The sequence below is a fragment of the uncultured Corynebacterium sp. genome, from assembly GCF_946998835.1.
GTDB lineage: Bacteria > Actinomycetota > Actinomycetes > Mycobacteriales > Mycobacteriaceae > Corynebacterium.
Map to the genome: position 1 here is coordinate 17,737 of NZ_CAMQAZ010000029.1, position 14,568 is coordinate 32,304.

At 58.7% G+C, this 14,568-nt stretch carries 10 protein-coding genes and 1 pseudogene; 4 read left to right on the top strand and 7 right to left on the bottom strand.

Annotated features, from left to right (window positions below; translation table 11 throughout):
- Nucleotides 1–232: 232 nt before the first annotated feature.
- The 4 genes from Q0U90_RS09610 to Q0U90_RS09625 all read right to left on the bottom strand — a co-directional run bounded on the left by Q0U90_RS09610 (nt 233) and on the right by Q0U90_RS09625 (nt 5,669).
- Nucleotides 233–1,987, bottom strand: a complete 1,755-nt coding sequence (locus Q0U90_RS09610; RefSeq protein WP_297454247.1) for a hypothetical protein — start codon at nt 1,985–1,987, stop codon at nt 233–235.
- Nucleotides 1,988–2,149: 162 nt separating this feature from the next.
- Entirely contained in the window at nt 2,150–3,166 is a 1,017-nt protein-coding gene (gene ilvC, locus Q0U90_RS09615) for a ketol-acid reductoisomerase (RefSeq protein WP_297454250.1), read from the bottom strand.
- Between the two features lie 53 nt (nt 3,167–3,219).
- Nucleotides 3,220–3,723, bottom strand: a complete 504-nt coding sequence (gene ilvN, locus Q0U90_RS09620; RefSeq protein WP_297454253.1) for an acetolactate synthase small subunit — start codon at nt 3,721–3,723, stop codon at nt 3,220–3,222.
- A 35-nt stretch (nt 3,724–3,758) separates the two neighbouring features.
- On the bottom strand, nt 3,759–5,669 hold the full coding sequence (locus Q0U90_RS09625; protein ID WP_297454256.1) for an acetolactate synthase large subunit: 1,911 nt from the start codon (nt 5,667–5,669) through the stop codon (nt 3,759–3,761).
- A gap of 394 nt (nt 5,670–6,063) precedes the next feature.
- Here Q0U90_RS09625 and Q0U90_RS09630 point away from each other — a divergent pair, with 394 nt between their 5' ends.
- From Q0U90_RS09630 to ilvD, 3 genes are all read left to right on the top strand, one after another.
- The gene (locus Q0U90_RS09630) at nt 6,064–7,737 is read left to right on the top strand and encodes a mechanosensitive ion channel domain-containing protein (RefSeq protein WP_297454259.1); all 1,674 of its coding nucleotides are present in this window, start codon (nt 6,064–6,066) and stop codon (nt 7,735–7,737) included.
- A gap of 57 nt (nt 7,738–7,794) precedes the next feature.
- Complete coding sequence (locus tag Q0U90_RS09635) at nt 7,795–8,328, top strand: PH domain-containing protein (RefSeq protein WP_297454262.1); 534 nt, start codon at nt 7,795–7,797, stop codon at nt 8,326–8,328.
- A gap of 135 nt (nt 8,329–8,463) precedes the next feature.
- Complete coding sequence (ilvD, locus tag Q0U90_RS09640) at nt 8,464–10,308, top strand: dihydroxy-acid dehydratase (protein WP_297454266.1); 1,845 nt, start codon at nt 8,464–8,466, stop codon at nt 10,306–10,308.
- Nucleotides 10,309–10,344: 36 nt separating this feature from the next.
- On the opposite strand, the gene Q0U90_RS09645 is transcribed toward ilvD, so the two are convergent.
- Both Q0U90_RS09645 and Q0U90_RS09650 read right to left on the bottom strand, forming a co-directional pair.
- Entirely contained in the window at nt 10,345–11,253 is a 909-nt protein-coding gene (locus Q0U90_RS09645) for a hypothetical protein (protein ID WP_297454269.1), read from the bottom strand.
- Between the two features lie 52 nt (nt 11,254–11,305).
- Complete coding sequence (locus tag Q0U90_RS09650) at nt 11,306–12,592, bottom strand: DoxX family membrane protein (protein ID WP_297454271.1); 1,287 nt, start codon at nt 12,590–12,592, stop codon at nt 11,306–11,308.
- 76 nt (nt 12,593–12,668) lie between these two features.
- Here Q0U90_RS09650 and Q0U90_RS09655 point away from each other — a divergent pair, with 76 nt between their 5' ends.
- Nucleotides 12,669–13,760: a glucose dehydrogenase gene (locus Q0U90_RS09655; protein WP_297454275.1), complete on the top strand. Its 1,092-nt coding sequence runs from the start codon at nt 12,669–12,671 to the stop codon at nt 13,758–13,760.
- 14 nt (nt 13,761–13,774) lie between these two features.
- Here Q0U90_RS09655 and Q0U90_RS09660 read toward each other — a convergent pair.
- Nucleotides 13,775–14,568, bottom strand: a pseudogene (locus tag Q0U90_RS09660) (Asp-tRNA(Asn)/Glu-tRNA(Gln) amidotransferase GatCAB subunit B); the annotation flags it as partial.

Here is a 14,568-nt window from a genome sequence, read left to right on the forward strand (position 1 = left end):
TTTATGCAGTATGTGCGGTGTCACTTAAGAAAACTACTAAAGCGTGCACGCGCATTACGTCTCATCATAAACTCTGGGGGTGAGCCCCGGGGGGACTTACCTAAACAAAACGGCGCTTACTACCCTTTGTTTAGGGAGTAAGCGCCGTTGCCCCCGACAGTCGAGTCGGTAACCGAAATTAACGCGAATCGAAACGTTTCGCGTTAAATCTTCATTCTTGCTGGTACATAACCTACTGGTAAGTAACCAACCATGGCCGCGGTTCGATGTTCATGGTCTCCTCAGGAGTGAACATCGGCTGATCCTCATCGATGAAGTTCTTCCAGGCCTCGAAAATCTCTGGCTGCAAATCCTGCAGCATGACATTCCAGGTTTCGAATTTCTCCTGAGGAGTGCCATGTCCGTCGGCATGCAACACAAACGCGAGCTCCGGGTGCGACAGATCCAGCGTCTCGCGGTCACGAATCATCTGCAGCTGGAACTGGTGCAGCATCAACATCTTCTGCGGCAGGTTGTTGTTGCGCGTCAACTCCGCCAACCAGTCAGCAACACGGTTGACCTCCTCAGCCTTAACGTGACCTACCTCGGTTGCAGGAACCTGACCAGGCTCCATCTTCCACTCCGGGTCCAGCGCCAGACCGACGTTCGGCATCTTCAACAGCTCTTCGTAGAACTTGGCCTGATCCAGGAAATCGGCGCTACCCGGCTGCAAGTCAATGATTACGTAGCCGCCGGCCTTAGTCATGGCCTCAACGTACGGCTTCAGAGACTCAACCGGAGCCGGCTCGGAGTAGTCCCCACGCGGGCCTGGGTCCGCCTGTGCTACCGAAGCGATAATCTCAAATGCTGGCAGAACCGGGTCATCTGCGAACTGCTCATACTGCTTGACGTAATCCTTCGCGCGGGCGACAGCGCCCTCTGGGTCATCTTCGCCCATGACACCTAGCGGGGCGACACCTGGGTGACCATAGGTTGCAATCAAATGACGACCCGGGAACAGCAGCGTGCCCCCACCCGGGAGTTCCTTGACCTTGTCATCCTTGGCCAATTCGATGGACTGATCAAACTTATCCTTATCGCCGAAAACTTTGCCCAGAGCGATGAGGGATTCACCGTCGCGAGCAGCGGCAATCGACTCGGAAGTAGCGCGTGCGTCTCCAACCGGCAACCAGCTGACCTTTAGACCGGCAGCGCGAGCGGTGGCAATGGAAGCCAGACCGGTGCCCGGTGCGACCAACGCGAGCTTATCCTTTACTTCCTTGGGAGATTCCTTCGGCAGCGTTACAGTTTCCTGCCCCTTATCATCCTGGCCGTCGCTAGCACGATCCTGTGCGTCTGGGTTGGTCTGTCCCTCCTTCGCCACCTTATCCTCGACTACAGAAGGCTTCTCGGGATCCATCTCAACCACGGCGCGGGTCGGCTTCGACTCCGGCTCCTCGAGTACTTCAAACTCAGTCCCGACGAGCTCCTTGAGCCCCTCGGTCGTACCCGGATCTGCAATTACCTGACGGCCTTCTCCCCCAGTCAGGTCAACTGCGCCCACCGTGAGGACAGTCTTAGCTCCCAGACGGTCAATTTCCTTTTCCACATCAGCGATATTGGCACCAGTATCGCGGCCACGAGCATCCTTTTTCGGGCTCTTAGCGGTGCTGTCATCTTCCGCATCCTGAGCAGAACCGACGACCAGCATCGGTAGTCCAGCGGCAATCGCGATACCTGCTGCTCGACGCTGCTCAGCCGAGCCGGCAGAAGAAACGACAACAGCTTCCGAACTGTCAATCAGGCTTTCCGACGCTGCGATGTCGTCGCTAAGCACGGTCGACTCGGCATCGACCTTCTTCGCTGAGACAGCGTCGTCGGAACTGCCACACGCGACCAGGACGCTCGATCCCAACGCCAAGCTGGCCGTCAGGGCAACCGTTGCCGTCACGCGCCGCGCCATTGCGGATACTCGCACATTTACCTCCGTGAAATAATTTGATTTCAACGATTAGACTATCGAACGTTGACGATGAGGAAACCTTTAACCCAGAAATTCGACCGGAGTTCGGTAGATAGGGAGCACGAAAAAGGGCCTCATCACAGCGGTGAAGCTCAGTGATGAAGCCCTATGTTCGCTTAAGCGACTTATTCGCTTGCGGAAACCGACTTAGGCAGTCTCAGCGCGAGCATCGACCTTGACCCAGCTCATCAGGTCGCGCAGCTTGGAACCAACCTCTTCAATCTGGTGGTTGTTGTAGGATGCGCGCAGCTCCTCGAGCTCCTTGTTGCCACCCTCGACGTTGGCAATCAGGCGCTTGGTGAAGGTGCCGTCCTGAATGTCGGACAGAATCTCGCGCATGTGCTGCTTGGTATCAGCGGTGATGACGCGCGGGCCGGAAAGGTAGCCACCGAACTCAGCGGTGTCGGAGACCGAGTAGTTCATGTTGGCGATGCCGCCCTCGAACATCAGGTCAACAATCAGCTTCAACTCGTGCAGGCACTCGAAGTAAGCCATCTCCGGCTCGTAGCCAGCCTCAACCAGAACCTCGAAACCGACCTTGACCAGTTCCTCAGTGCCGCCACAGAGAACAGCCTGTTCACCGAAGAGGTCGGTGACGGTCTCAGCCTCGAAGGTGGTCGGGATAACGCCAGCGCGAGCTCCACCGATGGCGGCAGCGTAAGACAGAGCCAGTGCCTTGCCCTCACCCTTCGGGTCCTGGTCAACGGCAATCAGGCACGGAACGCCCTTGCCGTCGACAAACTGACGACGAACCAGGTGACCCGGGCCCTTCGGCGCAACCATACCGACGGTGATGTTGTCAGCCGGCTTAATCAGGTCAAAGTGGATATTCAGGCCGTGGCCGAAGAACAGTGCGTCGCCGTCCTTTAGGTTCGGCTCGATGTCCTCGGCGTAAACCTTTGCCTGAGTGGTATCCGGAACCAGCACCATGATGACGTCTGCCCATGCAGCGGCATCTGCGTTGGACTTAACCTCGAAGCCAGCTTCCTTGGCCTTCACAGCCGACTTGGAGCCTTCGCGCAAACCGATAACAACCTCGACACCGGACTCACGCAGGTTCTGAGCGTGAGCGTGGCCCTGGGAACCGTAGCCCAGGATGGCGACCTTACGGCCCTGGATGATGGACAGATCAGCATCGTCGTCGTACAGCAGTTCAATAGCCATAAAAATTAGCCTCTTTTCGAATCGGATTCGTTAAAAATCTTAGCGTTTAGTTGTTAGCGGGTCTGGAGCATCGGCTTCGGTCCGCGCGCCATTGCGACGGTACCGGACTGAATGAGCTCGCGGATACCAAATGGCTCGAGGACCTCCAGCAGTGCTATTAGCTTCGAGCGCTCACCCGTTGCCTCAATGATGACAGAGTCCTGGGAGACATCCACCACGCGGGCGCGGAAGAGATTGGCGGCATCGACGACCTGCGGACGATTGGTGTTGTCGCAGGAAACCTTCACCATCAGCAGTCCGCGCGACACCATGGTCTCTGGGGGTTGGCGGACAACCTTCAGCACGGGCACCAACTTGTTGAGTTGCTTGGTGATCTGTTCGATCGGCAGCGTTTCAGTCTCAACCACAACGGTAATGCGGTTGACTCCCTCGGTCTCAGTTTCACCCGAGGTAATCGACTGGATGCTGAAACCTCGACGGGTGAACATGCCCGCAATGCGGACCAGAATACCCGGCTCATCGAGGGTCAACACGGATAGAGTGTGCAGTTCAGCCATTTTTGGGACTCACTTCCTGTTGCTTCGGATCCCGATTAGCGGGTCTTCATGGTCGGGTGGTTGGCATCGCGCTGCTTAGCGGCGTCTTCGGCATTTTCCACGACAGTGCCGTGGATGTCAGCCGGGGTCTCGGCCGCCGAGTTCTCGTCGTTGAACAGCGGGCGTAGGCCACGTGCGTATTCAACTTCGTCGTTGGACTTGCCAGCTGCGACCATCGGCCACACCTGAGCATCCTCACCGACAATGAAGTCGATAACCACCGGGCGATCGTTGATTTCGCGCGCCTTCTTAATGGCAGCGGCGACATCTTCCTTCTTGGTCACGCGGATAGCCACGCAACCAAGTCCCTCGGAGAGCTGGACGAAATCCGGCAGGTAGGAGTTATCCTCCGGGCGCAGCTTCGTGTTGGAGTAGCGCTGATCGTAGAACAGCGTCTGCCACTGACGGACCATGCCCAGGTTGCCATTGTTAATCAGAGCAACCTTGATGGGGAAACCTTCCATTGCACAGGTGGTCAGCTCCTGGTTGGTCATCTGGAAGCAACCATCACCATCGATGGCCCAGACCTCCTTTTCCGGAGCCGCAGCCTTAGCGCCCATGGCAGCCGGAATCGAGTAGCCCATCGTGCCGGCACCACCGGAGTTGAGCCAGGTGCGCGGATTCTCGTACTGGACAAACTGGGCCGCCCACATCTGGTGCTGGCCGACGCCAGCAGCATAGATAGCCTCCGGACCGACAATGTCGGACAAAGTCTGAATCACGAACTGCGGAGCGATCGCACCATCAGTCGGCTCCTCCCACCCAAGGGGGAACTCGTCGCGGAGACCGTCGAGAAGCTTCAGCCAATCGGCAATCTGCGGACGGTCAAGACCGAGCTTGGTGTAGGCCTCGCTGAGTGCGGACAGAACCTCGCGGGCATCACCGACGATGGGAACGTCGACTTCGCGGAGCTTGCCAATCTCGGCCGGATCGATGTCAGCGTGGATGACCCTCGCGTTCGGCGCGAAGGAGTTCAGGTCACCGGTAACGCGGTCGTCGAAACGCGCACCGATAGTGATGAGCAGGTCAGACTTCTGCAGAGCAGCGACGGCCGAGACCTTGCCGTGCATACCCGGCATACCCATATGGAGTGGATGCGAGTCCGGGAACGCACCGCGAGCCATCAGCGTGGTGACAACCGGAACTCCAGTCTTCTCAGCGAGCTCCATCAGCTCCTTGGAGGCATCAGCCTTGATGACGCCGCCACCGATGTAGAGCACCGGACGCTGTGCAGCAGCAATCATCTCGGCGGCTTCGTCAATCTGACGCTGGTGCGGAGTCGTCACCGGACGGTAGCCCGGCAGGTTAATCTCCGGCGGCCAGGTGAAGTCAATCATCGTGTTCTGGAGGTCCTTGGGGACATCGACCAGAACCGGCCCCGGACGACCAGAGGATGCCAGGTGGAATGCCTCGGCGAGAGCTCGGGGGATGTCCTCGGCTTCGGTGACCATAAAGTTGTGCTTGGTAATCGGCATCGTCACACCGCGGATGTCAGCCTCCTGGAAAGCATCGGTACCCAGCAGCGGGCGACCGACCTGACCGGTGATGGCAACAACCGGAACGGAGTCCATCTGAGCATCCGCGAGCGGAGTAACCAGGTTGGTAGCACCCGGGCCAGAGGTAGCGATGCAGACGCCAACCTTGCCGGAAACCTGCGCGTAACCGGTGGCTGCGTGGCCAGCGCCCTGCTCGTGGCGCACGAGAACGTGGCGGAGTTTTTCCGAGTCATAAATCGGATCATAGAGCGGAAGCACTGCGCCACCGGGAATACCGAAGGCTACTTCGACACCGAGCTCTTCAAGGGATCGGACAATGGCTTGTGCACCAGAAATTCGCTCGGGGGCGCTGGTACGCGCCTTAGCCGCGAATTGGGCGGGCGATGGGGTGTGCTGCTCGTGCGCGTTCACGATTTCGCTCCTGGGTCATAGCGGGCAACTACTCAACTCACATTCACGCGGGGCCGCTACGAATGTGGCGTTGCTTACGACCATAACGTCCACATAGTGAGAAGTCAATCCCGCCAATTGGACACCTGGTCGACACCCCACCCGAGTCCTCCACCCATGCCCCCACCCGATTCCCCCAAGAACCCGGCCCCAAACTTTGGATTCACTCTACCCAGAAATACTGCCACCCCCGCCATCGCCGGTGTGAACTGAGTCCGGGGTTGGTACACCCGACCCCTCCAGAGCCTTTCTTCGCCAGCACTCTCACTTGCTCTCCCCACCTCCCCTTCTTTATGCATAAATCTTTATCTTTAAACTCAGCCCACGTTAAGGCGCACGCCCTACGGTGGAGGGCATGGAATTTTTGCAATACATGTTGTTACGGGCATGGCAATGGATAGCCAGCAACGGCCTCGCCATTGCATGCCTGGCCATTCTGCTGATTCTTGTTCCCCGTATCCGACGATTCGTTCTGGCGATTGCAGACGGAAACATCTCCACTGAAGAAGAGCAGTCGAAGGGACGACGCGCGCTGATTGGCGCTGTCGTTTACATCGTCGAAGTTATTGCATACTTCGTCTTAATCGTTGCGATTCTTTCGAAGTTCGGCATCTCGCTCACCGCCGCCGCCATTCCCGCAACGGTTGTTTCCGCTGCTGTTGGTTTTGGCGCCCAGGGGGTTATTGCCGACTTCCTCGGAGGCGTGTTCATTATTGCCGAAAAGCAATATGGTATCGGTGACTGGGTCGAGTTCCATTCACCTTCGGGCACTGTTCAGGGCGATGTCGTCAATATGACACTGCGTGCCACCACGATTCGAACCCTTAACGGCGAGGAAATCATCGTGCCGAACTCCGAGGCGCGCATGTGTATCAACTATTCCTCGCAGTGGTCGCGTGCTGTCGTAGAAGTACCAGTACCGATGACCGCCGGTGGTTCCATCAAGGATTTGGAAGAGCGCACCGTCGCCGCCGCCGAACGCGCCATTTCACTGGATTCCATCAAGGATGCCGTTCTCTCTGAGGTCAAACTGCAGTCCTCGACCGAGCTCAATCCCCCTTCGGTCATGGGGCTGCCCTGGACCGTCACCATGCGCCTGATTGTCGACTGTAAACCGGGCGACCAATGGCTAATTGAACGCGCTATTCGCGCCGCGGTCATCGACACCTGGTGGGACGACTACGGCGAGCGCGCCCAGCAAACCCCCTTCTACCCCGCTGAAGAAATCACCGGACATGTCCGCGATGACACAATGCTGGAGCAGCTCAGGCAGTCCGACGCTAAGCGAGCGGAAAAGCAGGCGCTTGACGACGTGGACAGCGCCCCAACCGAAGTCGTTCCAACAGTGACTGGCACGTCGACAACTGGCACATCTAACGAGCCGGACACCGCCGAAACTCAGGTGATGGCAACCCAGGCCGTCGATAAGCATGACGGAAACGAGCGATCTGACCTGCCACATGCGGGTGCCGACCTTGACGATGCGCGACGCGACCAGGACGACAGCGGAGACAATAGCGTTATCCGTAAGCTGATTAGCCACCCTGATTGGAAAACGCTCACGACGCGCCAGAAGGTCCGTAGGATTCTTTCCGCAGGTGGTCGCGCCCGCGTGTCGACGATTGTGCTCTTGGCAACTCTTCTGATTCTGTCCATCTTGAACCTCATGACCGTTGAGACCGAAGACGGCCCCTCCGGCTGGTTGGCCCCGAGCAGGTGGAGTGATCGGGTGGCTACTCAAGAGAAGGATTCGGAGAAGTCCTCCAATTCCCAGTCGACTACCCAGCCGACCAACACCAGGCAAAATATGCAGCCTACGGAAACCAATCAGCAAAATCAGGTACCGCAGGATCAGTCGACCGAGACTTCCCAACAGCCTCAAAACACGCAGAACCGCGCGCCATCATCGACTACTACCTCCACTCAACCCAACACCAATCAGAACAACACTGACAACGAGGGAACTGGAGGATCGCAGTCGACGGACTCCACTAACAACGCAGAACCGAACTCGGCGGGCACGCAGTAAGGCACAACTGCCGACCATGCACTAACCAATCCGACCTACCCGCTACAATCAAAGGCCATGACTGAATCGACTCCACAGCCAAAAATTGCGACGCGGCGATTCCGCCCACAGAAGACGCATCTGTTCATCGTTGCGTTCATGGTCGTGCTGTGTGTAATTGCCACCGGTTTTACCCCGTGGCTGGCTGTTACCTTCCTGGCACCGTTGATTTATACGCTTTGGATTTTCCGAGTGCGCACCACCGTGGGGCCACGCGGAATTACTGCGGTATACCTTCTATCCAATCGCCGTTCGGTGCCGTGGAGCGATTTCGCAGGCATCTTCTTTAACAAGGGTGGCCGCGCGTTCGCGGTCACAAAGTCGGATGAGCGCATCGCCCTGCCAGCGATTACCTTTAATTCCCTGCCCGAGTTGAAGGAGGCTACCGGCGGCATGATTCCGGACCCGATTACTTCTGCTCGAATGGCAGAGAACGACAAGGTCGAGGTCTTTGATCGCGATGGCTACTCCGTGATGAAGAAGGTCAGTGACGTTGAGGCTGATGCCAAGGCCAAAAGCGGCAACGCTAAAGGGCAGGCCTCTACCGAGTAGAATCACAACAGCCCACAAAAGCCCCTAAATCTCATTATGCGGACACCGGTGACCACGAAATGAGACATTAGGGGCTTTTTGTGATTAGTATGGACAGTTAGTTACCTTGCACCCTATTTAGGAAGGGCAGCCCACATGATCCCCCTTCGCTCCAAAGTCACCACTGCCGGACGCAACGCCGCTGGCGCTCGTTCCCTGTGGCGCGCAACAGGCATGACCGACAGCGACTTCGGCAAGCCGATTATCGCAATTGCAAACTCTTACACCCAGTTCGTTCCAGGCCACGTGCACCTGAAGGACGTAGGCGACATCGTCGCCGAAGCCGTGACCGCAGCTGGCGGTGTTCCGCGTGAGTTCAACACCATCGCAGTCGATGACGGCATTGCCATGGGCCACGACGGCATGCTCTACTCGCTGCCGTCCCGCGAGATTATTGCGGACTCCGTGGAATACATGGTCAACGCTCACACCGCAGACGCGCTGGTCTGTATTTCCAACTGCGACAAGATCACGCCGGGCATGCTCAATGCGGCCCTGCGTCTGAACATCCCAGTGGTCTTCGTTTCCGGCGGGCCAATGGAATCGGGATCGTCGGTAGTTATCGATGGCGTCGTCAAGCCTGGCTCCGACCTCATTTCTGCGATTTCTGCCTCGGCGAATGACAAGGTCGATGACAAGAACCTGCTCGACATCGAGCGTTCGGCGTGCCCGACCTGCGGCTCCTGCTCGGGTATGTTCACCGCAAACTCCATGAACTGTCTGACCGAGGCCCTCGGCCTGTCTCTGCCGGGCAATGGTTCCACGCTGGCAACTCAGCAAGCTCGCCGCGACTTGTTCACCCGCGCCGGTGAGCTAATTGTGAATCTGGCGAAGAGCTACTACAACGATGGCGACGAATCCGTTCTGCCTCGCAATATCGCCAACCGCGATGCGTTTGTCAACGCCATGACGCTGGACGTAGCCATGGGTGGCTCCACCAACACCGTGCTGCACATTCTCGCTGCCGCACAGGAGGGCGAGATTGACTTCGATCTCTCTGACATCGATGCCATTTCCCGACGCGTGCCCTGTCTGTCCAAGGTTGCCCCGAACTCGGACTACTACATGGAGGATGTCCACCGCGCTGGTGGTATTCCGGCAATCCTCGGCGAGCTGCGTCGTGCTGGACTCCTGCAAATGAATGTCCGCTCTGTGCACTCCCCGTCTTTGGAAGAGCACCTGGACAACTGGGATATCCGCGGTGGCAAGGCAACCGACGAGGCCATCGAGCTGTTCCACGCCGCTCCAGGCGGTGTCCGCACCACCGAGCCATTCTCCACCTCCAACCGCTGGGAGAGCCTGGATACGGACTCCAAGCATGGCTGCATCCGCGATTTCGACCACGCCTACACCAAGGAAGGCGGCCTGTGCGTCCTGCGCGGCAACATCGCCGAGGACGGCGCTGTCCTGAAGACTGCCGGTATCGGCGAGGATCAGTTCCACTTCGCGGGCACCGCGCGCGTTGTTGAGAGCCAGGAAGAAGCTGTCTCCGTCATCTTGAACCGCACCTTGCAGCCGGGCGAGGTCCTCTTCGTTATCTACGAAGGCCCCTCCGGCGGTCCGGGCATGCAGGAGATGCTGCACCCGACGGCATTCATCAAGGGCGCTGGCCTGGGCAAGGTCTGCGCACTAGTCACCGATGGCCGCTTCTCCGGCGGTTCCTCTGGCCTGTCCATTGGTCACGTTTCTCCAGAGGCCGCAGCAGGCGGCGCAATCGGCCTCGTGCGTGACGGCGACCCGGTATACATCGATGTCGCTGAGCGACGCCTCGAGATTCAGGTGTCCGACGAGGAGCTAGCTGCCCGCCACGACGAAGAGCTAAAGCGCGACAAGCCCTTTACCCCGCGTAAGCCACGTCCGCGCAAGGTGTCCAAGGCACTGCGCGCATACGCCAAGATGGCATCCAGTGCGGATAAAGGCGCAGTTCGCATTGTCGACTAGCCAGATTCGCTGACTAGCTAGTCTTCCCTCGCCCGCTTAATGGCCTGTGCGTACCGCACGGGCCTTTGGCGTTTCTCGGGCGACTTTTTGGCCAGTTTTCTGATTAGTTTTCTTCCCCGCACTTTTCGCGGACTTCATCAAATCTCGGTAGTCAACGCCCACGATGCCCTCTGCGACATCCTCAGTGTGGTCGTATTTTCCGCCCTCGGTAATTGCAGCCATCACGTACCCGGGACCAAAAACAACGGAAGAATGCCACGTGCGCTGGTTTGACCAGCCCATCTTGGCGCCTTCCGAGCCGGACAGTCCTGCGAGTCCAAAGTTCTGTCGATAGCCATCGGCGGCAACCGGAGACCAGTGGCGCATCGCCTCAAGCACTTCGGAGTTGGGATGTTTCAGGCGAAGTTGAGAAACAAAAGCCACCACGTCCTCTGCGGTGGTCTTGGACACTCCCCACTTCTCACCTCCAGAGGTGTTATACAGGCCATACTCGGTCGCAATGGAATCGACAGACAATGGGTACTTCCGATAGAAGTCGGCTGCCAAATCGTCGTCGGAACGCGAAATCATCTTCTCAACCTGTTTGACGTCGTCGGCGGTACCGTTGTCGAGCACGTACTGGCCGATATACAGCTTAATCAGCGATAGTGCCGGCAGCGGGCGTTGCGAAGCCTGGCTGCTGTACCCCACTCCCACCGGCGAATAGCTCACCGCCATCTGTGTGCGTGAATCGGTTTCAATCAGCCCCGTGTCGTTGAGGTTCACGCGCGGCAGTTTCACGGCATGCGTGGGACAGGGGCTTGTCGACGGGGCGGAGTCTGCAACCGCATTGCGCTCATCGGCAGAAGCCATAGAGGGTGAATGAACCGACGTTGTCACACCAATCGAAGCCATGAAAAAGACCACCGCGAGGGTGGTCTTTAACGTGCGTCTCGACTTTGGCATAGGAGGGATTGTACCCCCTGGCGGAATCGAGAACCTAGTTACGCTAGCCGCACTAGCGCATAAAGGGCAGCGTGCCGGTGGTCAGCCACCACAGACCAATAGCTACCGCGATGGCAAAAATTCCGAAAAGCCAGGACGATGCCAGTGGACGGCGCGCCCAGCCTCGGCCAAAGTCCAGACCGATGCGGCCCGGGCCGGTGAACTGCAGACCAAGCGCGGTGAAGGTCATGAGCAGCTGTAGCTGAAGGTCGCCGGAGCCTTTTCCAACGATGTTCGCGCCATCGGCAGTCGTGGCCACATCGAACATGCTGAGGTAGGCCGAGAGCGCCAGTGCCAATGCTGCCGCCAGCGGTGTGGCAAGGCCCAAGATAAGCAAAGTACCTGCGATTAGCTCAACTGTTGGGATAGCGGTAGCCATCACCGGGCCAAGGGCAAAGTTGTTCTGATTAAACTGCGCTTCCAGTGCGGTGGTGCCGCCGGAGTTGCCCCAGCCAAGCAGAGTTGTCAGGCCGTGCATCAGCAGCAGCGCGCCTAGTCCCAAACGCAGTAGCAGAAGACCAAAGTCGGTGGTACCTCGACGGACCTCCTGCTCGTCATCATCGTAAAAGTCCGTGTCCTCGTCTTCGCCGCCGGTAGCGGTGGCTGTGGTTGCACCGGCAGCACCGGTGCCACCGGCGGCCCCTGCAACTCCTGCAGCACCAGCGGTATCGAGAGTCGTCGCCGGTTCAGCGAAGTCCGATTCATCGAAGTACTGGGTAGCGGCTGCGGAAACGTCCTCCTCTGATTTTTCAGAAGTGGAGAAAGCTTCCGTCGGCTGACCAAAGTCCTCGTCCGGATTAACGCGCTCATCCCGAGCAGATTCGTCAATGCCCGCTATCATCTCCGTCTCCGGTTCCGCCTCAGTCTCAGCTCGAGGCGAAGGCTTACCGGCAGGGCTAATCACCTGCGGAGCAGTGCGGCCCGCTGCGGCGTAGGCGTCGTAACGCTTCTTCGACGCTTCCTGGACTTCCGGTTCCGGTTCAGGTTCGGGTTCTGGCTCAGGTTCGAGTTCTGGCTCCGGCTCAGGTTCTGCATCAGCGACAACTTCGCTGTCGGTCTCATCATCCGGCGCAGAATCTTCCTGTCCAACCTCCTGCTCAGCCTCTGGCTCCGCCGTTACGTGCTTTTCCGGCACACCTGGGAAAACCTGGGTCGCGGTGTTGTCGCTGTCATCACGGCTGGTTTCTTCGTTCATTGGCTCAGCGAGTTTGCGGTAGGTCGGGACGTCGAGATCGTCATCGAATCCGTCCTCCACATTCTCGAGGGCGCGGTCGTTCGGGTACTTCTCTGAGTCGCTCACATCGTCCACATTAAAACTACTGTGACGTTTTTGGTCGCAGGCGTGGCCGTGAAACAAGGCTGTATTGTGTATGCCTATGAGATTCCATCCCGCTCGTAGCGGCAGTTTGCAGAACCGCACTCGCGGTGCCAAGCACCGTGGCGCCTTCGCGGCTGCCGTCGTCGGGATGCTTTCCCTTTCCGGTTGCATGAGTGCGTCGAATGCGCTCGAGTTACCTTTTACCGAGCAAGAGACGGAGCCCACGGGGATTGCGATGCCCAAGTTCTCCTCCCCCGATCTGCCATCTACTCCGGTACCGACCACGGAACGCAAGGCGGAAAACAAGGGCCCTTGTGACCTTGACGATGTCACCCTTGCTGCCTGTCTTCCCCTCACCACTGCACTCGCACCCCTCGGCCCAGGAGCTGCACTCGTCGCCACGAACGATGGTGCACTTACGGTTGTCGCACCGGGTAAGGCGCCGCGGGAAGTTGTAAGGCTCGGTGCCCCTGCAAAACAACTGCTTCCCAGCCCCACAGTGGAAGAGGACCGGCAGGTCTTTGTGCTGCGTAACGACAACACCATCGCGCGTGTAACCATCGTGGAGGATGGCATTGCTGATGTGCGCGAGCTCCCGGATCTTAGCGAACCCGGCATTCTTGGAATCTACTTTGATCAAGCTTCCGAAGACCCGACTTCGGGCAAAAAGTCCCCGCGCAAACTGCTTGTGGGCGATCCGGGGATTGAATTTCAACAGTTCTGCCACGGGCCGGCAACCATGCCTCCGTTGGCGACGGCAATTCTCGACGGCACCCCACAGCTGGTGCAGCTCACCGGCCCTGTGATTAACCCTATGGGCGGTGTTGACCTCAACGATTCCATCGGTGGATGCGCGGTGATGGGTGACCGCGTGGTCATTGCTATCCCAGACGCGCAGAAGGTCATCTCCATGCCCATCGGCGCACAGTACAGCGGGCCCGGCGCGGCGTGGGAGGTTAAGGGGTCCCCTGAAGTGCTTGTCGACGGCGACTTCGGCCATATCTCGCATGTGGCGGCGGTGGCGTCCAATCAGGGCATTGAGGTCTGGGGCGCCACAACGAATAAAACCACCGGGGCACAACCATCGGAGTCTGACGAGCGCGTCGTCAGACTGCCGAGTGATGGTGCCGCCGGCGGTTCCCCGGATTAAAGTTTTCCGAGCTGCTAGCTCAGCTTCTTCGCAATCAGCTGGTTGACCTGAGCCGGATCTGCCTTGCCGCGGGTGGCCTTCATAACCTGGCCGACAATGGCACCGACGACCTTCTTATTGCCAGCTCGGTACTTCTCCACGATGTCCGGGTTAGCAGCCAGCGCATCGTCGACAGCCTTCTCAATAGCGCCGTCATCGCGAACGACCTCCAGGCCGCGTGCGGCGACGACCTCGTCAACGTCGCCCTCGCCCTCGAGGACGCCGTCAACGGCCTTACGAGCCAGCTTGTTGGTCAGCTTGCCCTCTTCAATCAGCGCAATCACTCGTGCAACCTGCGCCGGAGTAATCGCGAGCTCAACCAATTCCACACCGGCCTCGTTGGCCTTCTGCGCCAGGTAGGCAACCCACCAGGAGCGAGCCTCAGCGGGGCCGGCGCCGGCCTCGACTGTGTCGACAATCAGATCGAGAGCGCCGGCATTGACCAGGTCGCGCATCTCCTCATCCTTCAGACCCCACTCGTCCTGAATGCGAGCACGACGCACCCACGGAAGCTCCGGCAGGGTGGCGCGGATTTCTTCGACCCACTCACGCGGAGCAATCACCGGCGGCAGGTCCGGGTCATTGAAGTAGCGGTAATCCGACTGGGACTCCTTCGGACGGCCCTTGGAGGTCGTACCGTCGGTCTCCTGGTAGTGACGGGTTTCCTGAACAATCTCCTCGCCGTTGGTGATGGCGGCAGCCTGGCGCTGCATCTCGTAGCGAACAGCCTGCGAAGTAAGATAAACAGCTAGATGACCTTGGCGCCACC

Coding starts and splice junctions, on each gene's coding strand:
- ilvC (WP_297454250.1), bottom strand. CDS start 3,166: ATGGCTATTGAACTGCTGTACGACGACGATGCTGATCTGTCCATCATC.
- ilvN (WP_297454253.1), bottom strand. CDS start 3,723: ATGGCTGAACTGCACACTCTATCCGTGTTGACCCTCGATGAGCCGGGT.
- Q0U90_RS09630 (WP_297454259.1), top strand. CDS start 6,064: ATGGAATTTTTGCAATACATGTTGTTACGGGCATGGCAATGGATAGCC.
- Q0U90_RS09635 (WP_297454262.1), top strand. CDS start 7,795: ATGACTGAATCGACTCCACAGCCAAAAATTGCGACGCGGCGATTCCGC.
- ilvD (WP_297454266.1), top strand. CDS start 8,464: ATGATCCCCCTTCGCTCCAAAGTCACCACTGCCGGACGCAACGCCGCT.
- Q0U90_RS09645 (WP_297454269.1), bottom strand. CDS start 11,253: ATGCCAAAGTCGAGACGCACGTTAAAGACCACCCTCGCGGTGGTCTTT.
- Q0U90_RS09655 (WP_297454275.1), top strand. CDS start 12,669: ATGAGATTCCATCCCGCTCGTAGCGGCAGTTTGCAGAACCGCACTCGC.